Origin of the sequence: Streptomyces sp. WG5 (assembly GCF_049974565.1) — a bacterium.
In the GTDB taxonomy this organism is placed as follows: Bacteria; Actinomycetota; Actinomycetes; order Streptomycetales; family Streptomycetaceae; genus Streptomyces.
The window spans coordinates 52,329-74,771 of record NZ_JBNGGC010000015.1; the positions used below are offsets into that span (position 1 = coordinate 52,329).

Sequence of the window (22,443 nt, forward strand, 5' to 3'; positions counted from 1 at the left end):
CGTGCGGGCCGGCCCCCACGGCCGGCCTTGAAAGGAATGACCTGTGGCCGGGCCTCAACGCGCGCAACGACGTGCGCGCAGGCGTGGATCCCGGTGGCCGCCGTCCACTGCTCCGTGACCCGGAGCGGAATCCCTCAGGCGTGGGGTGGACGGGTGAAGGCCGCCGGTGCCGGCCGCCCCCCACCGGGCGCGCATCGCCTCATGAGCGCGTCCCGAAAAGCAAGGATCGACCATGGCGTCCAGCCTGACGAAGGACTCGGTCTCTCCGGGCACCCCCGGATCCGAGAAGACCTTCTTCGGCCACCCCCGCGGACTGGCCACTCTCTTCATGACCGAGATGTGGGAGCGTTTCTCCTACTACGGCATGAGGGCTCTGCTCCCGCTGTACCTGGTGGCCCCCGGCGGTCTCGGCATGAACGCCGGCACCGCGACCGCGATCTACTCGGTGTACCTCTCGCTGGTGTACCTGCTCACGATGCCGGGCGGCTGGTTCGGCGACCGTGTCTGGGGTCCCCGCAAGACCGTCGCCGTCGCCGGTGGCGTGATCATGCTCGGCCACCTCACGCTGGCGCTGCCGAGCTCCGGCACCTTCTTCGCGGGCCTCGGCCTGGTCGCCATCGGCTCGGGTCTGCTGAAGGCCAACATCTCCACGATGGTCGGACAGCTCTACAGCGGCCCCGACGATCCGCGCCGTGACGGTGGCTTCACCGTCTTCTACATGGGCATCAACCTCGGTGCCTTCGCCGCGCCGCTGATCATCGGCACCATCGGTGAGAACGTCAACTGGCACCTGGGCTTCGCGCTCGCCGCGGTCGGCATGGGCCTGGGCGTGATCCAGTTCCTGCTCGGCAGCCGCCACCTGGCGCCGCACTCCAGCGTGACCCCGAAGCCCCTGTCGGCCGAGGAGAAGACCTCCACCCTGCGCAAGGCCGCGTTCTGGGCCGGGCTCGCCGTCGTCTTCTACGCGATCGTCGGCTTCTCCGGCGTCTACACCCTGAACTGGATCCTGGTCCCGCTGACCCTGCTCGGCGTGATCATTCCGGTGCTCGTGCTGACCCGCATCAAGCGGGACAAGGAGCTGGACCGCGCCGAGCAGTCGAAGATGTCCGCGTACATCTGGTTCTTCGTCGCCGCGGCCGTCTTCTGGATGATCTACGACCAGGGCGGTTCGACCCTGGCGATCTTCGCCGACTCCTCGACCGACACCAGCGTCCTCGGCTGGGAGTTCCCGGTCTCCTGGTTCCAGTCGGTCAACCCGGTCATCATCATGGCCCTGGCCCCGGTCTTCGCCACGGTGTGGCTGGCGCTCGCCCGCCGCGGCAAGGAGCCGAGCACGATCGTGAAGTTCTCGTTCGGCCTGGTGCTGGTCGGCGCGTCCTTCTTCCTCTTCCTGGCCCCGCTGGCCATCGCGGACGGCGGCCACAAGGCGGCCGCGCTGTGGCTGGTGGCGATCTACTTCGTCCAGACCTGCGGTGAGCTGATGCTCTCCCCGGTCGGCCTGTCGGTCACCACGAAGATGGCGCCCGTGAAGTACGCCTCGCAGATGATGGGCGTCTGGTTCCTGGCCGTCACCGCCGGTGACGCCACGACCGGCCTGCTCTCCCTCGCCGGCGTCAACCTGAACAAGACGGGCATCGTGGCCGCGGAAGCCACGCTCGCCGTAGTCGCCGGTGTCGCGGTGTGGATGTACCGCAAGCGCGTCAAGGAACTCATGGGCGACGTGCGCTGAGGCCTGCGGACGGCCGCCTCTCGCGGGGGGGCCCCCCCACCGGGGCGGGTGGGGGGGCCCCCCCGGGCGTTTTGAGGGGCGTTGAGACGGGTCTCCCGTGCCCTGGTCACTCGACAGCAGGGCAGGGACGACCGGACGTCACGGGCGGCTCTCCGCGTCTGCTCTCGCCATGCCGGAGAGGAAGTCCGCCCATGCGGCGCGGGGGAAGGCGAGGTGCGCTCCCGCGCGGTTCTTGGAGTCGCGGACCAGGGTGACGGTCGCGGTGGGGGCTATCTCGACGCAGTTGGAACCGTCGGGGCTGTAGGTGGACTTGCGCCAGGTGAGGGGCTGCACATTGTTCCCTTTCAGAGGCTCCGGGCGAGGTGTTCGATGAACGTGCGGGACGCAGCGGCATCGAGCGCGCAGGTCTCCATGCGGTCCAGGAGTGTCCGGTACTTCGCGAGCTGGGCCTCTGCGTCCAAGAACTCGCATCCACCGTGGTGGGTGTCCAACTGGACGGTGTCGAGCTGAGGGACCGGGCCGGCCGCGTAGTCGAAGGGCTGACCGTTACCCGGGAAGTGAGGCGAGGCGTAAGGGATGACCCGGACGGTCACGTTGCCCTGTTCGCTCAGTTCGAGGTGTTGGCGTCGGAGCTGGTCACCAACGCCTACCGGCACACCCGCGGACCGTGCTCGCTGCGTCTCACCGCACTGAGTGACGGGCGGCTGCGCGTCGGGGTGTGGGACAGCCATCCGCACGTACCCTCGCCGTTCGCGGAACCGCCGGGAGAGCGCCGTACGACGCCCGCCCCGCCGGGGGACGCGGAGGGCGGGCGCGGGCTGCACCTCGTACGGGCGTGCGCGGACTCGTGGGGTGGATGGTCGCTGGGTGACGACCCGCTCGCGAGGGGCGCGGGGAAGCTGCTCTGGTTCGAGGTGAGGGGGTAGCGCTGGGCAGCGCGGGCCCCGCCGGGGTCCGGCGCGGAGCCCGGGACGGGGACTCCTCGGCCGGCCGGGGCGGGTGGGTGCGCGGGTGAACCCGGTACGAGCGCCGCGGGCGCACGCCTACGCCGGCGCCCCCAACTCCGCCCACACCCGCTTGCCCGCGACGCCCGGCGTACGCACCACGCCCCAGTCCAGGCACAGCCGCTGCACGATGAACATGCCGTGTCCGCCGGGGCGTCCGGCGCGGTGCGGGGTGCGCGGCGCCGGCTGCCCCGTGCCCCGGTCGGAGACCTCCAGCCGGATCACCTTCTTCTCACAGGTGATCCACAGCTCGTCGGGCCCCTCGGCGTGCAGACAGGCGTTGGTGACCAGTTCGGACACCACGAGCAGTACGTCCTCGGCGGCGGCCCGCTGGTCCGCGGTGGCGGAGGGCAGCCAGCCCCAGGCGTACAGCGCCTGGCGGGTGAAGTCACGAGCGAGCGGGACCACCCCGCTCTGGCCGTCGAAGCTGAGCTTGCGGACCTGCCGCCCTCCGCCTCCGGCGGACGCGGACGGGTCCGGGGGCGCGGACGGGTCCGGGGGCGCGGACTGCCCGATCACGGCAGCCTGCCCCGCGGGCACGCCCTCCTCGGACTCCCCGGTCCCGGGCACGCCCCCCTCGGACGCCCCGGAAGCGCCGCTGGGCTCCGGACCGCGGTCGCCCGGCGAGTAGGGCCGGGTGGTGCTCATCAGCGCTTCACCTCACCGATTCACCAGTTCACGTTTCAAAGTCGTACGTCGTACACAGTCGCTTCAGGGGGTCTCCTGCCCGACCGGGCCGCCCGGACACCCCTGTATTCGGCACGAAACACAGGACGGGGCGGGAACACCTGTCCCAGGGAGCGCAGGGGACCCGTCGCCGGCCGGTCAAGGGCCGGCTCAGTCGGACGCGCCGGACAGGGCGGCCTCAAGCGTGTCGTGGAGGGTGAAGACCGCTTCGGCCCCCGTGATCTCGAACACGCGAGCCACCACGGGCCGCATGGCCACCAGATGCACACCGCCCCCCGCGGCCTCCGCCTTCAACCGCGCGCCGAGCAGGACGTTGAGCCCTGTGGAGTCGCAGAACTCCAGACGCGAACAGTCGACGACAAGCCGGTTGAATCCCTTGGCGAGACAGTCCTCCAGCGGCTCCCGCAACAGATCGGCGGTGTGGTGATCCAACTCACCCGCCGGTGTCACGACAGCACTGAGGCCCTCTTCCCGCACCTCCACCAGTAGCCGGCCCGACTGGGCACTCCCGACCGTCCCGCGGTCCATGCCGTTTCTCTCTCCCGAGGTCGTGACTGCTTGCTGACGCCCTCGAACACTACGCCTTCCCGCCGCACTCCGACACCCGACAACCGCACACAAACGGACATACCCGCACAGAACACACTTGCGGTGGGCTCGGTAAACCCGGTAGGGCTAGTAGGACACGTAAACCGACACGGCCGGCTTTGGAGGCGCCGCACACCGCAGTGCACGCAATTGGCTTCGGCAGCCGTATGCCGAGAACGATGGAGGACATCATGTCACCCCGGCTCGACGGATCGCGTACCCAAGAAGCGACGTCGACACTCCCTCCGGAACATCTGGATCCCATCGAGCACCATGACGCGGCCGTCGACCACGACGGCACACTCGCCGGGCTTCCGGACATCCCCGCTTACGACGAGGTCGCTCCGGCGGACGCCCGGGTCCTGTCCAAGACCCTCTTCGAGCGGCTGGAGTCGCTGGAGGAAGGCACCCACGAGTACGCGTACGTACGCAACACGCTCGTCGAGCTCAACCTCGCCCTGGTCAAGTTCGCCGCCTCCCGTTTCCGCTCCCGCAGTGAGCCGATGGAGGACATCATCCAGGTCGGCACGATCGGCCTGATCAAGGCGATCGACCGCTTCGAGACGTCCCGCGGCGTGGAGTTCCCCACGTTCGCGATGCCGACGATCATCGGCGAGATCAAGCGCTTCTTCCGCGACACCTCGTGGTCCGTGCGCGTCCCGCGCCGCCTCCAGGAGCTGCGGCTCGACCTGGCCAAGGCCGGCGACGAGCTGGCGCAGCGGCTGGACCGCGCCCCGACGGTGGGCGAACTGGCCGAGCACCTCGGCCTGTCCAAGGACGAGGTCGTCGAGGGCATGGCGGCGTCCAACGCCTACACCGCCTCCTCGCTGGACGCCCAGCCGGAGGAGGACGACGCGGAGGGCGCGCTGGCGGACCGCATCGGCTACGAGGACCACGGGCTCGAGGGCATCGAGTACGTCGAGTCGCTGAAGCCGCTGATCGCCGAACTCCCCTCCCGGGACCGGAAGATCCTCTCGCTGCGCTTCGTCGCGGGGATGACCCAGTCGGAGATCGGCGAGGAACTGGGCATCTCCCAGATGCACGTCTCGCGCCTGCTGTCGCGCACCCTCGTACGGCTGCGCAAGGGGCTCACGGTCGAGGAGTAGTCCTCAAGTGCTCACCGCGTGACGCCTGTCCTCCAGGGGGCGGTCCGAAACCGGGCCGCCCCCTTCGGGCTGCCCTCCCGCCCCCCTTCGGGCCGCCGCGGCCCTTCACAGGGAGTACGTGGCCATCCGTCCCCCGCTCCCCGGTCCACACGCTGGTCACACCCTACGCACGCCCCGCCGCCACACGCCCGCGACCAGCGGTACCCCGGGCCGGTAGGCCAGGTGGACGTGGCTCGGGGCGTCGAGGAGGGTCAGGTCGGCGTACGCGCCCGGGGTCAGGCGGCCGACGTCGTCGCGGCGCAGGGCCGCCGCGCCGCCCGCGGTGGCCGCCCAGACCGCCTCGTCGGGCGTCATCCCCATGTCCCGTACGGCGAGCGCGATACAGAAGGGCACGGAGGACGTGAAGGACGAGCCGGGGTTGCAGTCGGTGGACAGGGCGACCGTGGCGCCGGCGTCGATCAGGCGCCGGGCGTCCGGCCACTCGGCGCGGGTGGAGAACTCGGCGCCGGGGAGCAGGGTGGCGACCGTGCGGCTGTTCGCGAGGGCGTCGACGTCGGCGTCGGTGAGGTGGGTGCAGTGGTCGGCGCTGGCGGCGTCGAGTTCCACGGCCAGCCGGACGCCGGGCCCGTAGGAGAGCTGGTTGGCGTGGATGCGGGGGTGCAGGCCCTTGGCCCGGCCGGCGGTGAGGATCGCGCGGGCCTGGTCGCCGTCGAAGGCACCCTGCTCGCAGAACACGTCGATCCAGCGGGCGTGCGGGGCGCAGGCGTCGAGCATCTCGCCGGTGACCAGGGCGACGTAGGCGGCGGGGTCGTCGGCGAGTTCGGGGGCGACGATGTGGGCGCCGAGGAAGGTGACCTCGTCGGTGTGGCGGGCGGCGACGCGCAGGGCGCGGGACTCGTCGGCGGTGGTCAGGCCGTAGCCGGACTTCGTCTCGAAGGTGGTGGTGCCCTGGCGCAGGGCCTCCGCGAGGTAACGGGTGAGGCCCGCCTCCAGTTCCGCGTCGCTCGCGGCGCGGGTGGCGGCGACGGTGGTGCGGATGCCGCCGGCACTGTAGGGGCGGCCGGACATGCGGGCGTTGAACTCCTCGGTGCGGTCGCCCGCGAAGAGGAGGTGGGAGTGGGAGTCGACGAAGCCGGGGAGGACCGCCCGGCCGCCGGCGTCGACCCGGTTGTCAGTGGCGGGTGCTTTGCTTGATTCACCGGTCCACGCGATGCGGTCGCCGTCGATGACGACGGCCGCGTCCCGGACCAGTCCGAGGGGGGAGTTGTCGCCGAGGGAGGGGTCGTTGGTGACGAGTGCGGCGATGTGGGTGATGACGGTGCTGCTGCTCATGGGGTCCGTGACGTCCTCGTGGGGGCGGGGGCGGTTGGTCATGCGCGGAGGGCTTCGACGGCCCGCGCGAGGGCCTCGGGCACATCGGGTACGAGGGCGTGCGCCCCGTCGCGTACGACGTGCCGTCCGCCCACGATCGTGTGCCGTACGTCCGCTGCCGTCGCGGCGAATACGGCCGTCTCGGCGCCGAGCCCGGGCAGCGGCCCCGCGGTTCTGACCGAGTCGAGGGCGACCGTGGTGAGGTCGGCGCGGGCGCCGGCCTCGATGGTTCCGGCGTCGTCCCAGCCGAGGGCGGCGTGGCCGTCGGCGCCGGCGGCGCGCAGCAGGGCGGCGGCGGTCCAGTGGCCGCGGGTGCGGGTGCGCAGGCGCTCGTTCAGCTCCATGGCGCGCGCCTCTTCCAGCAGGTCGACGACGGCGTGGCTGTCGGAGCCGAGACAGAGCGGGGAGCCCGCCCGCTGGAGGGCGGCCGCGGGGCCGATGCCGTCGGCGAGGTCGCGTTCGGTGGTGGGGCACATGCAGGTGCCGGTGCGGCTGCCGCCGAGCAGGGCGATGTCCTCGTCGGTGAGGTGGGTGCTGTGGACGCCGGTGGTGCGGGGGCCGAGCACCCCGTGGTCGGCGAGGAGCCGGGTGGGGGTGCGGCCGTGGGCGTCGCGGCAGGCGTCGTTCTCGGCGGTCTGCTCGGACAGGTGCACGTGCAGCGGGGCGCGCCGTTCCCCGGCCCAGCGTGCCACGGTCGCCAACTGGTCGGCGGGCACGGCCCGTACGGAGTGGATCGCGGCGCCGATCCGTGCGTGATCCCGTTCCTCGAGAAGGGAACAGCGCTGTGCCCAGGCGTCCGCCGTCCCGTCGGAGAAGCGGCGCTGGTGGGTGTCCGGGGGCGCGCCGAAGCCGGAGGACAGGTAGCAGGTGTCGAGGAGGGTGATGCGGATGCCGGCGTCGGCGGCGGCCTCGATCAGGGCCTCGCCCATGGCGTTCGGCTCGGCGTAGGGGGTGCCGCCGGGGGCGTGGTGGACGTAGTGGAACTCGCCGACGGTGGTGATGCCGGCGAGGGCCATCTCGGCGTACACCGCGCGGGCGAGGTCGTGGTAGGTCTCGGGGGTCAGCCGGTCGGCGACGGAGTACATGACCTCACGCCAGGTCCAGAAGGTGCCGGCGCCGACCTGGACGGTGCCGCGCAGGGCGCGGTGGAAGGCGTGGCTGTGCGCGTTGGCGAGGCCGGGGAGGGTCAGTCCGCGCAGGATCTCGGCGCCCGCGGGCGGGGCGGGGGTGTCCTGACGGACGGCGGTGATGCGGCCGTCCCCCACGTCGACGGCGACGCCCGGCTCGACGTGGGTGCCGAGCCAGGCGTGCTCCAGCCAGTACGTGCGGGTCCGCTCGGTGGGGGTCACGTGCAGGCCAGCCCTTCCAGTACGTCGGCGAGTGCGCTCACCCCGGCCACGCAGTCGTCCTCGGCGGCGTACTCGGCCGGGGAGTGCGAGACGCCGGTGGGGTTGCGCACGAACAGCATGGCGGTCGGGATGCGGCCGGAGAGGGTCCCGGCGTCGTGTCCGGCGCCGGTGCCGAGGACGGGGACCTTCAGCTCCGTGTCGCTGCCCAGGATGCGGGCGAGTTCGTCGCGCAGGGCGTGGTCGAACTCGACGACGGGGGTGAAGGACTCGCGCTCGACGGTGAGGTCGACGCCGTGGGCGGCGGCGTACTCGCGGGCGGCCTTCTCGATGCCGGTGACCACGGTGTCCAGGCTCGCCTGGTCGGCGGCGCGGGAGTCGAGCCAGCCGCGCACCAGGGAGGGGACGGCGTTGACGCCGTTGGGTTCGACGCCGATCTTGCCGAAGGTGGCGACGGCACCGGCGAGTTCGGCCTCGCGGCGGGCGGCGAGGACGGTCTCGGCGTAGGAGAGCATGGGGTCGCGGCGGTCGGCGAGGCGGGTGGTGCCGGCGTGGTTCGCCTCGCCCCGGAAGTCGAAGCGCCAGCGCCCGTGCGGCCAGATGGCGGACGCGATGCCGACGCGGTCGCCGGACAGGTCGAGGGCCCGGCCCTGTTCGACGTGGAGTTCGACGAACGCGCCGATGCGGGCGAGCCGTTCGGGGTCGGGGCCGATGCCGTCCGGGTCGTACCCGGCGGCCTCCATGGCCTGCGGGAGCGTGATGCCGTCGCCGTCGGTGAGGCGGTGGGCCTGCTCGGTGGTGAGGGTGCCCGCGGTGAGCCGGGAGCCGACGCAGGCGAGGCCGAAGCGGGCGCCCTCCTCGTCGCCGAAGTTGACGATGCCGACGGGTCTGGTGGGGTGCGCTCCCCTCCCGCGCAGTTCGTCGAGGGCGGCGAAGGCGGAGACGACGCCGAGGGGCCCGTCGAAGGCGCCGCCGTCGGGCACGGAGTCCAGGTGGGAACCGGTGACGACGGCGTCGCCGGCGGCGGGGTCGCCGAGCCAGGCCCACTGGTTGCCGTTGCGGTCGGTCTCGTGGGCCAGCCCGCGTGCTTCGGCCTGCTCCCGGAACCAGGCCCGGCAGTCGGCGTCGGCACCGGTCCAGGCGTGCCGGCGGTAGCCGCCGGTGGCGGAGCTGCGGCCGACCGGCAGCAGCTCCGCCCACATGCTGTGGAAGCTCACGCGTCGCCGCCCTCGCGGGTCGCGCCGCCCTCGCGGGCCGTGTCCCCGGCGGCTGCCTCGTCGCTCTCGCGCATCGGCACCCGCACGCCCCGCTCCCCGGCGACCGACTCCGCGATGCCGTACCCGGCGTCGACGTGCCGGATGACGCCCATGCCGGGGTCGTTGGTGAGGACGCGGCGGATCTTCTCGCCGGCGAGCGCGGTGCCGTCGGCGACGGTGACCTGTCCGGCGTGGAGGGAGCGGCCCATGCCGACGCCGCCGCCGTGGTGCAGGGAGACCCAGGAGGCGCCGGACGCCACGTTGACCATGGCGTTGAGCAGCGGCCAGTCGGCGATGGCGTCGGAGCCGTCGCGCATGGCCTCGGTCTCGCGGTACGGGGAGGCGACGGAACCGCAGTCGAGGTGGTCGCGGCCGATGACGACCGGCGCGGCCAGCTCGCCGCTCGCGACCATGTCGTTGAACCGCTCGCCGGCCTTGTCGCGCTCGCCGTAGCCGAGCCAGCAGATCCGGGCGGGCAGGCCCTGGAAGTGGACGCGCTCACCGGCCATCTTGATCCAGCGGGCGAGGGACTCGTTCTCGGGGAAGAGGTCGAGGATCGCCTTGTCGGTCTTGGCGATGTCGGCGGGGTCGCCGGAGAGGGCGGCCCAGCGGAAGGGGCCCTTGCCCTCGCAGAACAGCGGGCGGATGTACGCCGGTACGAAGCCCGGGAAGGCGAAGGCCCGGTCGTATCCGGCGAGCCGGGCCTCACCGCGGATGGAGTTGCCGTAGTCGAAGACCTCGGCGCCCGCGTCCTGGAAGCCGACCATGGCCTCGACGTGCCGGGCCATGGACGCGCGGGCGCGGGTGGTGAAGCCGGCCGGGTCCTTGGCGGCGGCGTCGGCCATGTCCTCGAAGGCGATGCCGGCGGGCAGGTAGGCCAGGGGGTCGTGGGCCGAGGTCTGGTCGGTGACGATGTCGATGGGGGCACCCATGGCGAGCAGCTGCGGGACCAGCTCGGCGGCGTTGCCGAGGACGCCGATGGACAGCGGCTCGCGCCGGTCGCGGGCCTCGGTGGCGAGCCGGAGGGCGTGGTCGAGGGAGTCGGCCCGCACGTCGAGGTAGCGGTGCTCGATGCGGCGGTCGATCGCGCGCGGGTCGCAGTCGATGCAGAGGGCGACGCCGTCGTTCATCGTCACGGCGAGGGGCTGCGCGCCGCCCATGCCGCCGAGGCCGGCGGTGAGGGTGATGGTCCCGGCCAGCGTGCCGCCGAACTTCTTGGCGGCGACGGCGGCGAAGGTCTCGTAGGTGCCCTGGAGGATGCCCTGGGTGCCGATGTAGATCCAGGAGCCGGCCGTCATCTGCCCGTACATGGTCAGGCCGAGGGCCTCCAGGCGGCGGAACTCCTCCCAGTTCGCCCAGTCGCCGACGAGGTTGGAGTTGGCGATGAGGACGCGGGGGGCCCACTCGTGGGTCTGCATGACGCCGACCGGGCGGCCCGACTGGACGAGCATCGTCTCGTCCTGCTTGAGGGTCCGCAGCGTCCGCACCATCGCGTCGAAGGACCGCCAGTCACGGGCCGCCTTGCCGGTGCCGCCGTAGACCACGAGCTTGTCGGGGTGTTCGGCGACCTCGGGGTCGAGGTTGTTCTGCAGCATCCGCAGGGCGGCCTCCTGCTGCCAGCCCAGGGCGCTCGGCCGCGTACCGCGTGGCGCTCGGACAGGACGGGGTCCGGACATGGTCTGCCTCCTGGTGGCTTGCTCCCGGCGGATTGTTACTGCGGATATTCATATCCTCACCTCGTGAATAGAACTAGTCAATACGTCCGTGTCGCGGCGCGGACGCGCCGCGGGTGTTTGGCTGGATGTGCGGGGCGGGCAACGAGACGGGCCGGCAGGCGACGAGGACACGGAGGATCGCGTGAACGACGACACGGGGACGGGCACGGGAACGGGAACGGGCACGGGAACGGGCACGAACGGTGACCCGGGCGGCATCGACGCGACGCGGGCCGCGCGGCGGGACCGGGCGGTACGGGCGGCCGTGGAGCAGGGGCTGCTCGGACCCGACGCTCCGATCGTCGGGCTGCTGGACGTCGCCGGGATACGGGAGTCGGCGGCGGCCCTGCGGGCGGCGTTCGAGGCGGTGACGGCGCCCGGGACACCCGTGCTGCACGCCTTCGCGGTCAAGGCGACCCCGCTGGTCCCGGTCCTGCGGCTGCTGCACGAGGAGGGCATCGGCGCTGAGGTTGCGAGCCCGGGTGAGCTGGCCCTGGCACGGGCGGCGGGGGTGCCGCCGGAGCGGACGGTGCTGGACTCGCCCGCCAAGACGCCGGGCGAGCTGCGGGAGGCACTGGCGCTGGGCATCGCCGTCAACGCGGACAACCCGCAGGAGCTGGCCCGCCTCGACGGCCTGACAGCCGAGGGGGCGAGCCGCTCCCCGCTCGGCATCCGGGTCAACCCCCAGGTCGGCGGAGGCTCCATCGAGGCGCTGTCGACGGCGACGGCGACCTCGAAGTTCGGGGTGGCGCTGCGCGACGAGGGGGCGCGCGAGTGGGTGGTGCGGGCGTACCTGGACCGGCCGTGGCTGACGCGGCTGCACGCGCACACCGGGTCACAGGGCATCCCGCTGCCCCTGATGGCCGAGGGCGTGGCCGCGACGTACGGGCTCGCCGAGGAGATCAACGAGCGGGCCGGGCGCCGGCAGGTCGACACCCTCGACATCGGCGGCGGGCTGCCGGTGAACTTCACGTCGGACGAGACGACACCGACGTACGCGGAGTACGCGCGCGTGCTGCGCGAGGCGGTGCCGGGACTGTTCGACGGGCGGTACGGGCTGGTCACCGAGTTCGGGCGGTCGCTGCTGGCCAAGCACGGCACCGTGGTGGCGCGCGTGGAGTACGCCAAGAGCGCCGGGGGGCGGCCGGTCGCGGTGACGCACGCGGGCGTGCAGGTCGCGACGCGGACGGTGTACGCGCCGGGGGCGTGGCCGCTGCGGATCGCCGCGTACGACGGGAAGGGACTGCCGAAGGAGGGGCCGGACGTGGTGCAGGACGTGGCGGGGCCGGCCTGCTTCGCGGGGGACCTGCTGGCCGTGGGGCGCGCACTGCCGCTGCTGGAGCAGGGGGACCATGCGGCGGCACTGGACACGGGGGCGTACTACTTCGCGCACCACTACGCGTACAACTCGCTCGCGCGGCCCGGCGTCTACGGGTTCGCGGTGGACGGTCCCGAGGGGGTTTCCTTCGCGACCGTGCGGGAGCCCCAGACGATCGAGGAGATCGTGGCCGAGGCGGGAGGAGCGCACGCCGACGCGCTGACGCCGGCGCCGTGGGGGGCCCGGTAGCCCCGGATCCGCCCTGGAGGCCCGGCAGTCCCGGATCCGCCGGAGGCTCCTGGCCTCCAGTCCCCCTCATGGGGACCCTCATGTCATGGGGTCCCTCATGGCCGGTCGTTCGCGGCCGGTCGTACGCGGCCGGTCCCTCACGGCCGGTCCCTCACGGCCGGTCGCGGCCACCGGGCGGGGCCGCACGATGTCGTGGCGCCGCGCCCCTGACGGCGCGCCGCCCCGGCGGCCCCGGTCGACGGATCAGGCCGGCACCGCCGTCTTGCGCCGTGCACCGCCCGGGGCCGCGTCGCCCGCCGCGATGCCGGTGCTCCGGTAGGCGCGGACGGCCTTGCCCGCCGGACGGCCGGCGCCGCGGGCGAGCCAGTCGACGCGGACCCACAGGAGGGCGTCCCCGGCCTGTTCGAGCCGGCCGATCCAGGCGGACTTGAGCCACAGGCCGGCGCCGCATCCCGCCATGAGCAGTCCGGCGGCCGCGGGGACGGCGAAGGCGCTGCCCAGGGCGGCGAGGAAGGCGAGGAGCAGCCACCAGCGGTGGCCCCGGCGCCAGTTGCGTACGGTCACCGCGCGGTCCTGGAGCACGTCGTGCTTGCCCGCGCGGGCGGCCGGGCCGGCCAGCGCGGTGTACCGCCTCCGGCGCACGGACGCGACGACGGCCGTCGCGACGATGAACAGCGCGGCACCGGCCAGGACGCCGATGCGGCGTCCGGTCAGTCCCGGCACCAGCGCCCCGATGCCCGCCGCGAGTACGCCCAGCCACCACAGTGGCGCCGCCCCCGCCCGTACGACGACGGCGACCCGAGCCAGCCCCTGTCCTCCGCGCGCCACGTCCGGCCTCCTGTTCCGTTCTGCTTCCCGCAGTGCGTCCGATGGGTGTGCGGCGAGGCAGGATAACGGGAGAAGGTGAGACGAGTCTGAGAACGAGCCCGCCGGGGCCGGCGCGCCCCGTCAGTCCACGAAGAGCCCCCGCGCCGCCGCCTTCGTGTCGAACTCCTCAAGCCGGGCCTGGGCGTCCGGCAGGTCGTCGCACATGGCCTCCAGCAGCACCCGGCCCAGCAGCATCGGCGCGCAGGCCGTGTCGAAGGCGAGGCCGGTGCCGACGGCGGCGGGCAGCAGCAGGTCGGACACCTTGGCGACCGGCGCGAAGGCGGAGTCGGCGACGGTCACCACCGTGAGTCCCGCCTCCTTGGCGTGGGCGAGGGTGTCGACGACCTCGCGCGGGTGCCGGGGCAGGGCGAAGCAGAGCAGGGCCGTCGCCCCGGCCCGGACGGCCGCGTCGATGCGGTCGTGGAGCATCGTGCCGCCCTCGCCCAGGAGCCGGACGTCCGGGTGGACCTTGGCGGCGAAGTAGGCGAAGCCGTGCGCCTGGGCCGCCGCCGCCCGCAGCCCGAGGACCGGCAGGGGCCGGCTGGCCGCGAGGGTCCGGCCCGCCTCCCGCACCGGCCCCGGGTCGGCCAGCGCCTCCGCCAGATGGCGCAGGTTCTCGATCTCGGCCGCCACGGCCTGCTGGTACTCGTTGCAGGAGCCGGTGTCCGCCGCCGGTTCCGCGGGGGCGACCTCGCGCAGGTGCCGGCGCAGCGCCGGGTAGCCGTCGAAGCCGAGGGCGACGGCGAAACGGGTCACGGACGGCTGGCTGACCCCGGCCAGCTCGGCCAGCTCCACGCTGGACAGGAAGGGCACGTCGGCGGCGCGCCGCACCATGCTGTGCGCGATGCGCCGCTGGGTCGGCGTCAGCCGGTGCCCCTCGAAGAGCGCCTGCAGCCGCCCGGCCGGGCTGTCGGTCCCGGTGCTCCCGCTCATGATGTGTGCTCCCCCTCGCTCGCTATTCACCGTCCCCGGTTTATGCATACCGTTATACAGCGGGGCGACGGCGCGCACGACGCCGCCGGTCGTGTGCGCCGCCGCCCGGAAACGGGGGCTAACCCCAGCGCCGCCGACGCCCCGGCTGCCTACCGTGGACGGCATGACGGAGACGAACGGTCAGGACACCGACCTCAAGAAGGAACTCGATGCCACGCTGCAGACCCGCAGGGAGCTCGGCACGGAGTACGAGTCCGCGCTGATCGACTCGTTCCTGGAGAAGGTCGACCAGCGCATCGACGGTACGGTCGAGCGCCGGGTGCGCCGGCTGCTCGCCGAGCAGCAGATGGCCGCGGCGCGGGACAGCCGGTCGCCGAAGCCCACGGACTCCTTCGGCGAGCGCTTCGGCTTCGGCATCGTCTCGTTGGTCCTCGCGGTGCCGCTGTCCGCGATCGGCGGCGGCGTCGCCCACCTCCCCGGGCTGCTGGTGGCCTGGGCCGGCATCGTCGGGGTGAACGTCGTCCAGGCCGCCCGGACCAGCCCCGCTCTCTTCGGACGGCGCCGCCGCACCGGCGAGGACGCCTGGGAGGACTGAGGCCGGGGCGGCACGGAGAGGCGGAGTACGTCGCGCCGGCCGGGAGAAGACTGCGCGGGGACCGCCGCACCCCCATCACTGGGGGGCGGGACGACGGCGGTCCCCGCGGGGGACGCGCGCGGTGCCGGGCCTCACGGCCGGGCCGGCGCGTCCGTGGCGTCCTTGGAGGTCCGGGAGCCGCTCCGGAAGGTCCTCGACGCCGTTCGGTGCCGGCCAGGACGGGGAGCCGCTCCCGCCCTGCCGACAACCGCTACTCTGCCGGGCCCGTGTTAAGCGTGTGCTGCGCGGACGTGTCGCGCGCGTACCACTTCCGCGAAGTCCGCGAAGATCACCGGGCGCCTCGATCCGGGCCGGACGACCGCGGGTCCACCCGGCGTTCACCTCGGCTTCCCCCGACTTCCCGCGGCTTCCCGCGGCTTCCCGCGACCTGCCGCGCCCCCGCCGTCCTCCCTCCGCCCGCTCGGCGCCCCTCGGGCCCGGCCGGCGCCCCGGCTCCCCCGGCCCGCCCGGCTCCCCCGGCCCGCTCGGCTCCCCGGCTCCGCGGCTCCCCCGGCCTCCCGCTACTTGGCGAGGAAGGACAGCAGGTCCTGACGGCTCACCACACCGGTCGGCTTGCCCTCGACGAGGACGATCGCCGCGTCCGCGGTGCCGAGCACCGACATCAGGTCGGCGACCGGTTCGCCCGAGCCGACCTGCGGCAGCGGGGCCGACATGTGCTTCTCCAGCGGGTCCTCCAGCAGGGCGCGCTGGGCGAACAGCGCGTCCAGCAGCTCGCGTTCCACGACCGAGCCGACGACCTCGGCGGCCATCACGTCCGGGTGGCCGGCGCCGGGCTTCACGATCGGCATCTGCGAGACGCCGTACTCGCGCAGCACCTCGATGGCCTGGCCGACCGTCTCGTCCGGGTGCATGTGGACGAGGGAGGGGATGGAGCCGCCCTCCTTGTGGTTCAGGACGTCGGCGACGCGCGCGCTGGAACCGGCGTCCTCCAGGAAGCCGTAATCGGCCATCCACTCGTCGTTGAAGATCTTGCTGAGGTACCCGCGACCGCTGTCCGGGAGGAGCACGACGACCACGTCGTCCTCGCCGAGCCGTTCGGCGACGCGCAGCGCCGCGACGACGGCCATGCCGCAGGAGCCGCCCACCAGCAGCCCCTCCTCCTTGGCGAGGCGGCGGGTCATCTGGAAGGAGTCCTTGTCGGAGACGGCGACGATCTCGTCGGCGACGTCCCGGTCGTACGCCGTCGGCCAGAAGTCCTCACCGACGCCCTCGACGAGGTAGGGGCGCCCGGAGCCGCCGGAGTACACCGATCCCTCGGGGTCGGCGCCGACCACCGCGACCGCGCCGTCGCTGACCTCCTTCAGGTACCGGCCGGTACCGGAGATGGTCCCTCCGGTGCCCACGCCGGCGACGAAGTGGGTGATCTTCCCCTCCGTCTGCTCCCACAGCTCGGGGCCGGTCGAGTGGTAGTGGGAGAGCGGGTTGTGCGGGTTGGAGTACTGGTCCGGCTTCCAGGCGCCCGGCGTCTCGCGGACCAGCCGGTCGGAGACGTTGTAGTAGGAGTCCGGGTGCTCGGGGTCGACCGCCGTCGGGCACACGACCACCTCGGCGCCGTACGCGCGCAGGACGTTGATCTTGTCGGTGGAGACCTTGTCAGGGCAGACGAAGATGCACTTGTAACCCTTCTGCTGGGCCACGATCGCCAGGCCCACGCCCGTGTTGCCGCTGGTCGGCTCGACGATGGTGCCGCCCGGCTGCAGCGCTCCGCTCTGCTCGGCGGCCTCGATCATGCGCAGGGCGATGCGGTCCTTCACCGAGCCGCCCGGGTTGAAGTACTCCACCTTGGCCAGGACGGTCGCCCTGATGCCCTTGGTCACGCTGTTGAGCCGCACCAGCGGGGTGTTGCCGACGAGGCTGATCATCGAGTCGTGGAAATGCACCGTGGTCTCCGGATGCTGCAAAAGGTGTGGTCGTTATCGGTCCGGCCAGCCTATGGCCTGCCGGCCCGCCCGTGCCCCGTGACGGTCGTTCACTCCCCGTTGAGATTGGGCGACCGTCCGTACGGGGCAAGCAGTGGGTGTACGGGTTGGAGGAGGTGGCGGCGACGTATGACGAGTATGTCGAGGGCGAGGGTGGCCCGGCGGATCGCGGCCGGCGCGGCGTACGGCGGCGGCGGCATCGGGCTGGCCGGTGCGGCCGCGGTCGGGGTGCTGCTGGCGGAGGTGCAGCTGGCCAGGCGCCGGGTGGGTGTCGGCACACCCGACCGGGTACCGAACGCGGAGGGGCTGTACGGCGACACCCTGCCGACGGCCGGTGAGACACCGTTGCGGCTGATGATGCTGGGCGACTCCACGGCCGCCGGGCAGGGCGTGCACCGGGCCGGGCAGACGCCGGGAGCGCTGCTGGCGTCGGGGCTCGCGGCCGTGGCGGAGCGGCCGGTGCGGCTGAGGTCGGTCGCGGCACCGGGTGCGTGTTCGGACGACCTGGACCGGCAGGTGGCGCTGGTGCTCGCGGACCCCGGCCCGGCGCCCGACATCTGCGTGATCATGATCGGCGCGAACGACGTCACCCACCGGATGCCGCCGACCCGCTCGGTCCGGCACCTGTCGGGGGCGGTACGGCGGCTGCGCACGGCCGGCGCGGAGGTGGTCGTGGGCACCTGCCCGGACCTGGGGACCATCGAGCGGGTGCGGCAGCCGCTGCGCTGGGTGGCCCGACGGGCGTCGCGGCAGTTGGCGGCGGCGCAGACGATCGGCGCCGTGGAGCAGGGCGGGCGCACCGTGTCGCTGGGTGATCTGCTGGGCCCGGAGTTCGCGCAGAACCCGCGGGAGCTGTTCGGCCCCGACAACTACCACCCCTCCGCCGAGGGGTACGCCACGGCCGCGATGGCGGTACTGCCGTCGGTGTGCGCCGCGCTCGGCCTGTGGCCGGCCGACGAGGAGCGTCCCGACGCGCTGCGCCGCGAGGGCTACCTTCCGGTGGCCCGGGCGGCGGCCGAGGCCGCGTCGGAGGCGGGCACGGAGGTCGCGGCGGCGATGCCGGCGGGGCCGCGGGGACCCTGGGCACTGCTCAAGCGCCGGCGGCGACGGAGGGTGGCGGAGGCGGAACCCGCCAGTCCGTCCGGCGTATGAGGACGGGGCCGTTCCGTCCGACGGGTGTCCGGGGGCGCAACCCCCGGGTACGCCCGCCGTGACGTGACCGCCGTGACGGTGACGGCCGTGACGTGGCGGCTGAGACGTGGCGGCTGTGACGGTTGCGTCTGCTGTGTCTGCCGTGCCTGCTGCTGTGTCTGCTGCCGTGTCTGCCGGGAATTCGGTGTGGCGGGCCGCCCGGCCGGCCGGGCCCGCAGGCCAAGCAAGCGCTTAGAAAGTTGCGGCCCATGTCACACCCCCGCACCCGTGACCCAGCCCATACGGCCGGGTAACTTCCCAACCAGCCCCGCCCGCCCGCCCCTCGTACCGACTCGCCACTGGAGCCGTGATGCCCGAAGCCGTGATCGTCTCAGCCACCCGCTCCCCCATCGGCCGCGCCTTCAAGGGCTCCCTGAAGGACCTGCGCCCCGACGACCTGGCCGCCACGATCATCCAGGCCGCCCTCGCCAAGGTCCCGGAGCTGGACCCCAGGGACATCGACGACCTGATGCTCGGCTGCGGCCTGCCCGGCGGCGAGCAGGGCAACAACCTCGGCCGGATCGTCGCCGTCGAGATGGGCATGGACCACCTGCCCGGCTGCACCGTCACCCGGTACTGCTCCTCGTCCCTGCAGACCTCCCGCATGGCCCTGCACGCGATCAAGGCCGGCGAGGGCGACGTCTTCGTCTCGGCCGGCGTCGAGATGGTCTCCCGGTTCGCCAAGGGCAACTCCGACAGCCTGCCGGACACGCGCAACCCGCTGTTCGCCGAGGCGGAGGCCCGTACCGCCGAGGTCGCCCAGCAGGAGGGAACCACCTGGCACGACCCGCGCGAGGACGGCCTGGTCCCGGACCCGTACATCGCCATGGGCCAGACCGCCGAGAACCTGGCCCGCGCCAAGGGCATCACCCGGCAGGACATGGACGAGTTCGGCGTCCGCTCGCAGAACCTCGCCGAGGAGGCCATCAAGAACGGCTTCTGGGAGCGCGAGATCACCCCGGTCACGCTGCCCGACGGCACGGTCGTCGCCAAGGACGACGGCCCGCGCGCCGGGGTCACCCTGGAGGGCGTGGCGGGCCTCAAGCCGGTCTTCCGCCCCGACGGCCTGGTCACCGCCGGCAACTGCTGCCCGCTCAACGACGGCGCCGCCGCCCTCGTGATCATGAGCGACACCAAGGCCCGCGAGCTGGGCCTGACGCCGCTCGCCCGCATCGTCTCCACCGGCGTCTCCGGCCTCTCCCCCGAGATCATGGGCCTGGGCCCGGTCGAGGCGAGCAAGCAGGCCCTGTCCCGCGCCGGGCTGACCATCGACGACATCGACCTGGTCGAGATCAACGAGGCGTTCGCCGCGCAGGTCATCCCCTCCTACCGCGACCTCGGCATCCCGCTGGAGAAGCTGAACGTCAACGGCGGTGCCATCGCCGTCGGCCACCCCTTCGGCATGACCGGCGCCCGCATCACCGGCACGCTGATCAACTCCCTCCAGTGGCACGACAAGCAGTTCGGCCTGGAGACCATGTGCGTCGGCGGCGGCCAGGGCATGGCCATGGTCATCGAACGCCTGAGCTGACCACCCCACGCCTCCGGACGACCGCCCGAGGGACTGTCGGTAGCGCCCGGGGGACCCACCGTGACACCGCGACCCGGAACCCGGTACACCCAGGGTTCTGGGTCGTTTTGTGACCCAATCTCCCCCAGGATGTGACCTACCTCTCCAGCCTCTTGATTTACGCAGGTCAGACCAGCCACACCCGCACCCCTCGGACCCAAAGCCCTGTCCGCTTCGTGACGTTACGCACTGACAGACGGTTAGTCCTCCCTTCAAGCTGATGTAGGAAGTCGGGGGTCGACTTTGAACCGGGAGTACGTCAGTGAGCGCCATGCCGATCGCCCTGCTGCTCACCACGGCCGCCACCGGCGCCGTGGGCGTCGCCGTCCTGCGCGCCGTGCTTGTCCTGCGCCGCCAGGTCGCGGCGTTGCGCACCGAGCTGGCCGAGAGCCGCGCCGCCACCACGCGGGGCCGCGTGCCCGCCGCCCGCGCCACCGCCGACGCCGACGAGATACGCGCCGCCGTCGCCGAGGCGCTCGCCGAGGAGCGCGAGCGGGAGCTCGCCGAGGCGCGGGCGTTCTGGGCCGCCCAGGACTCCCGGGACGTCTCCGACGCACCTCTGCTGCTCGGCCTGGCCGACAGCGAGCTGTTCCTGCCCCGGCAGACCGACTTCGTGGGTATGGAGCCCTTGGCCGAGCCGGGTGCGGACAGCGACGAGGCCGCCACGCAGGAAGCGGGCCCGCGGGAGTCCGCCGAGCTGGCCGCCGCCCGCCGCCGGCACCCCTCGCACCCGGACTTCGTGCCGAACCCCTCGCCGGCCGTGGGCGACCACGAGCGCACCGTCGCCACCCTCGAGGAGCTGGCCGAGTCGAGCGTGGCACTGGCGGACGTACGTCCGGGCCCGCTGGGCACGCTCGACGTGTACGTCTTCGCCGACGGCACCACCCTGTGCATGACCCCGGGCCACCGCGAGACCGCGGAGCGCCTGGCCTCCGCGCTGGGCGCGGGCAGGACGCCGTACCTGCTCGGCGGCTCGGGGATCTCCGGCGCCTACACGCTGACCTTCGCCTGCGGCGAGGAGAACGTGTACATCCTGGCGGACCGCGTCATCGCGTCCCTGTAGTCCTCCGCGGGCTCGGCCCTCTTCGGCTCGGTCCGCTTCGGCTCGGTCCTCTTCGGCTCAGTGCTCCGCGGGCTCGGTCCTCCGCGGCTCGGTCCTCCGCCGGCGCCGCGCGCGGGCAGCCGGGCCTCAGACACCGGCCCGCTTGCGGGCCTCCTCCACCAGTCCCACCGCTTCTTCCACCTGGCCCTCGTCCCGCAGGACGAGGGCGAGATCGTGCGCGGCGACGGCGATCTGGTCGGCGGCGGCGAACATCCCCGCGTCCGGCATCAGACGGGGCTCCGTGTCCGGTTCCTCCGCGCGCTGGGCGCGCCGGGCCAACTCCCTGGCCAGCTCCAGCGCCTCGGCGGCGGCCCCGCGTTGCAGTCTGCTCTGCGGGGCGGCCCGCAACCGGTCGGCGAAGTCGTCCACGGCACGGGTCAAAGGCGTCGTATCAACCACGGCGTGAGCGTACGCGCCCCCACGGGACTGTTGCCAACGGGCGAACGCTCAGGCACGGTGACCTGAAGGACCGGCTCACATCCCCTTTCGCCCGGAGGCGCCGATGTCCCACGTCTTCTCCGAGGAGACCCACCGCAACATGCTCGCCCGCATCCCGCAGTGCACCGGTCGTGAGATCTCCGACTGGCTGCGCGCCGTCGAGGACGGCCCCTCCCTCTTCCGTTTCGAGGAGAAGGTCAGCTGGCTCCGTCACGAACACGACCTCGCGTACGGCCACGCGAAGGCGATCATCCACGAGTACGACCTGAGAAGGGCCGCGCGCAAGCTGCTCTGAGGGCGCGCCGCCACGACGAAACGACGAAGGGCCCCGGGCTTGCGGCCCGGGGCCCTTCGTGATCAGCCTCTGCCAGTCGTTACTGGCCGTTGCCGGCTGTTGCTGGTCGTTGCTAGTCGTTGCTGTTCAGGATGGCGATCAGCCGCAGGAACTCCAGGTACAGCCACACCAGCGTCAGCGTGAGGCCGAAGGCGGCGAGCCAGGCCTCCTCGCGCGGGGCACCGTAGGCCAGGCCGTCCTCGACCTGCTTGAAGTCCATGGCCAGGAAGCAGGCGCCGAGGATGATGCCGACGATGCCGAAGACGACACCGAGCGCACCGCTGCGGAAGCCGAGGCCGTCACCGCCGCCGAAGACGGCGAACAGCAGGTTCACCATCATCAGGAAGACGAAGCCGAGCGCGGCCGCCATCACGAAGCCGTAGAAGCGCCGGTTGACGCGGATCCAGCCGGCCTTGTAGGCGATCAGCACACCGGCGAAGACCGCCATCGTGCCGATCACGGCCTGCATGGCCGCGCCGTCGGCGATGCGGTTGTCGACGACGCTGGAGACGACGCCGAGGAAGACACCCTCGAACGCCGCGTAGAGAAGGATCAGCGCCGGCGAGGCCTTGCGCTTGAAGGACTGGACGAGCGCCAGGACCATGCCGATCAGTGCGGCACCGATACCGATGCCGTAGGAGCGGCCGATGTTGGCGTCGTCCACGGGCAGCAGCGCCCACGCGAGCGCGGCGGTCACCACGAGCACACCGAGCGTGCTCGCCGTGCGGATGACGACGTCGTCCATCGTCATCCGGCCGGTGGTGGCCGGCGCCTGCGGCGGCGCGCCGTGCTGCAGGTCCTGCTGGGCGTACGGGTTCTGCGCGTAGGGGTTGCCGGCGGGCTGGGCGTACGGGGCGCCCTGCGCGTACGGGTTGCCCTGGGTGGCGACGGCGGGGCCCCCGGCCTGCGGCGCGGCGTTGAAGCCCGCGTAGCCGTTGTCGCGGCTGAACCCCCGTCGCGAGAAGACCGGGTTTCTGCTCCTCATTTCACTCCTCCATGGCCACACGACGCAGCCTTGGCTCAAGAGTAATAGAACGGCAAAGGAATGACCCTACTGCTTGGGGA

At 72.8% G+C, this 22,443-nt stretch carries 22 protein-coding genes; 9 read left to right on the forward strand and 13 right to left on the reverse strand.

The window, feature by feature from the left end:
- Positions 1–232: 232 nt before the first annotated feature.
- A complete protein-coding gene (locus ACP4IX_RS17755; RefSeq protein WP_426521364.1) occupies positions 233–1,729 on the forward strand; it encodes an MFS transporter in 1,497 nt (498 codons plus the stop codon).
- Positions 1,730–1,867: 138 nt separating this feature from the next.
- Here the strand turns inward: ACP4IX_RS17755 and ACP4IX_RS17760 are convergent, their stop codons facing one another.
- A complete protein-coding gene (locus ACP4IX_RS17760) occupies positions 1,868–2,062 on the reverse strand; it encodes a DUF397 domain-containing protein (protein ID WP_426521362.1) in 195 nt (64 codons plus the stop codon).
- Between the two features lie 11 nt (positions 2,063–2,073).
- Positions 2,074–2,322: a Scr1 family TA system antitoxin-like transcriptional regulator gene (locus tag ACP4IX_RS17765; RefSeq protein WP_426556062.1), complete on the reverse strand. Its 249-nt coding sequence runs from the start codon at positions 2,320–2,322 to the stop codon at positions 2,074–2,076.
- Between the two features lie 24 nt (positions 2,323–2,346).
- Here ACP4IX_RS17765 and ACP4IX_RS17770 point away from each other — a divergent pair, with 24 nt between their 5' ends.
- Positions 2,347–2,655 carry an ATP-binding protein gene (locus ACP4IX_RS17770; RefSeq protein WP_426556063.1) on the forward strand — a complete coding sequence of 103 codons (309 nt, stop codon included), beginning with the start codon at positions 2,347–2,349 and terminating at the stop codon, positions 2,653–2,655.
- A 117-nt stretch (positions 2,656–2,772) separates the two neighbouring features.
- Here the strand turns inward: ACP4IX_RS17770 and ACP4IX_RS17775 are convergent, their stop codons facing one another.
- Positions 2,773–3,381 carry an ATP-binding protein gene (locus ACP4IX_RS17775; RefSeq protein WP_426521356.1) on the reverse strand — a complete coding sequence of 203 codons (609 nt, stop codon included), beginning with the start codon at positions 3,379–3,381 and terminating at the stop codon, positions 2,773–2,775.
- A gap of 189 nt (positions 3,382–3,570) precedes the next feature.
- Positions 3,571–3,948, reverse strand: coding sequence for an STAS domain-containing protein (locus tag ACP4IX_RS17780; RefSeq protein ID WP_426521354.1), 378 nt, complete (start codon positions 3,946–3,948; stop codon positions 3,571–3,573).
- 239 nt (positions 3,949–4,187) lie between these two features.
- Between ACP4IX_RS17780 and ACP4IX_RS17785 the strand changes: the two genes are divergently transcribed.
- Positions 4,188–5,114: an RNA polymerase sigma factor SigF gene (locus ACP4IX_RS17785; RefSeq protein WP_426556064.1), complete on the forward strand. Its 927-nt coding sequence runs from the start codon at positions 4,188–4,190 to the stop codon at positions 5,112–5,114.
- 156 nt (positions 5,115–5,270) lie between these two features.
- On the opposite strand, the gene hutI is transcribed toward ACP4IX_RS17785, so the two are convergent.
- Genes hutI through hutU form a run of 4 tightly spaced genes read right to left on the reverse strand, consistent with a single transcriptional unit; the run spans position 5,271 to position 10,763 of the window.
- Positions 5,271–6,446, reverse strand: a complete 1,176-nt coding sequence (hutI, locus tag ACP4IX_RS17790; RefSeq protein ID WP_426556065.1) for an imidazolonepropionase — start codon at positions 6,444–6,446, stop codon at positions 5,271–5,273.
- 38 nt (positions 6,447–6,484) lie between these two features.
- Positions 6,485–7,834: a formimidoylglutamate deiminase gene (locus ACP4IX_RS17795; protein ID WP_426556066.1), complete on the reverse strand. Its 1,350-nt coding sequence runs from the start codon at positions 7,832–7,834 to the stop codon at positions 6,485–6,487.
- Entirely contained in the window at positions 7,831–9,048 is a 1,218-nt protein-coding gene (locus ACP4IX_RS17800; protein WP_426556067.1) for an allantoate amidohydrolase, read from the reverse strand. The genes ACP4IX_RS17795 and ACP4IX_RS17800 overlap by 4 nt, the downstream gene beginning before the upstream one ends.
- A complete protein-coding gene (gene hutU / locus ACP4IX_RS17805; protein WP_426556068.1) occupies positions 9,045–10,763 on the reverse strand; it encodes a urocanate hydratase in 1,719 nt (572 codons plus the stop codon). Before hutU ends, ACP4IX_RS17800 begins: the two co-directional genes overlap by 4 nt.
- 181 nt (positions 10,764–10,944) lie before the next feature.
- Here hutU and ACP4IX_RS17810 point away from each other — a divergent pair, with 181 nt between their 5' ends.
- Positions 10,945–12,369 (forward strand): diaminopimelate decarboxylase, encoded by a 1,425-nt coding sequence (locus ACP4IX_RS17810; protein WP_426556069.1) that lies wholly within the window; start codon positions 10,945–10,947, stop codon positions 12,367–12,369.
- A 243-nt stretch (positions 12,370–12,612) separates the two neighbouring features.
- Here the strand turns inward: ACP4IX_RS17810 and ACP4IX_RS17815 are convergent, their stop codons facing one another.
- Together ACP4IX_RS17815 and ACP4IX_RS17820 are read right to left on the reverse strand one after the other, a co-directional pair.
- Positions 12,613–13,197, reverse strand: a complete 585-nt coding sequence (locus ACP4IX_RS17815) for a hypothetical protein (protein ID WP_426521340.1) — start codon at positions 13,195–13,197, stop codon at positions 12,613–12,615.
- Positions 13,198–13,317: 120 nt separating this feature from the next.
- Positions 13,318–14,169 carry a MurR/RpiR family transcriptional regulator gene (locus tag ACP4IX_RS17820; protein ID WP_426556070.1) on the reverse strand — a complete coding sequence of 284 codons (852 nt, stop codon included), beginning with the start codon at positions 14,167–14,169 and terminating at the stop codon, positions 13,318–13,320.
- Between the two features lie 163 nt (positions 14,170–14,332).
- Here ACP4IX_RS17820 and ACP4IX_RS17825 point away from each other — a divergent pair, with 163 nt between their 5' ends.
- Positions 14,333–14,764 carry a hypothetical protein gene (locus ACP4IX_RS17825; protein ID WP_426521336.1) on the forward strand — a complete coding sequence of 144 codons (432 nt, stop codon included), beginning with the start codon at positions 14,333–14,335 and terminating at the stop codon, positions 14,762–14,764.
- A gap of 560 nt (positions 14,765–15,324) precedes the next feature.
- Here ACP4IX_RS17825 and ACP4IX_RS17830 read toward each other — a convergent pair.
- A complete protein-coding gene (locus ACP4IX_RS17830; protein WP_426521334.1) occupies positions 15,325–16,704 on the reverse strand; it encodes a cystathionine beta-synthase in 1,380 nt (459 codons plus the stop codon).
- Positions 16,705–16,872: 168 nt separating this feature from the next.
- Here ACP4IX_RS17830 and ACP4IX_RS17835 point away from each other — a divergent pair, with 168 nt between their 5' ends.
- The 3 genes from ACP4IX_RS17835 to ACP4IX_RS17845 all read left to right on the forward strand — a co-directional run bounded on the left by ACP4IX_RS17835 (position 16,873) and on the right by ACP4IX_RS17845 (position 20,567).
- The gene (locus ACP4IX_RS17835; protein ID WP_426521332.1) at positions 16,873–17,895 is read left to right on the forward strand and encodes an SGNH/GDSL hydrolase family protein; all 1,023 of its coding nucleotides are present in this window, start codon (positions 16,873–16,875) and stop codon (positions 17,893–17,895) included.
- A gap of 349 nt (positions 17,896–18,244) precedes the next feature.
- A complete protein-coding gene (locus ACP4IX_RS17840; protein ID WP_426521330.1) occupies positions 18,245–19,465 on the forward strand; it encodes an acetyl-CoA C-acetyltransferase in 1,221 nt (406 codons plus the stop codon).
- A 301-nt stretch (positions 19,466–19,766) separates the two neighbouring features.
- A complete protein-coding gene (locus ACP4IX_RS17845; RefSeq protein WP_426556071.1) occupies positions 19,767–20,567 on the forward strand; it encodes a hypothetical protein in 801 nt (266 codons plus the stop codon).
- A gap of 126 nt (positions 20,568–20,693) precedes the next feature.
- Here the strand turns inward: ACP4IX_RS17845 and ACP4IX_RS17850 are convergent, their stop codons facing one another.
- Positions 20,694–21,005 (reverse strand): hypothetical protein, encoded by a 312-nt coding sequence (locus ACP4IX_RS17850; protein ID WP_426521326.1) that lies wholly within the window; start codon positions 21,003–21,005, stop codon positions 20,694–20,696.
- 103 nt (positions 21,006–21,108) lie between these two features.
- Here ACP4IX_RS17850 and ACP4IX_RS17855 point away from each other — a divergent pair, with 103 nt between their 5' ends.
- A complete protein-coding gene (locus tag ACP4IX_RS17855) occupies positions 21,109–21,339 on the forward strand; it encodes a DUF4287 domain-containing protein (RefSeq protein WP_426521324.1) in 231 nt (76 codons plus the stop codon).
- 112 nt (positions 21,340–21,451) lie between these two features.
- Here ACP4IX_RS17855 and ACP4IX_RS17860 read toward each other — a convergent pair whose 3' ends face one another.
- Positions 21,452–22,363 (reverse strand): Bax inhibitor-1/YccA family protein, encoded by a 912-nt coding sequence (locus ACP4IX_RS17860; protein ID WP_426521322.1) that lies wholly within the window; start codon positions 22,361–22,363, stop codon positions 21,452–21,454.
- Positions 22,364–22,443: the final 80 nt, after the last annotated feature.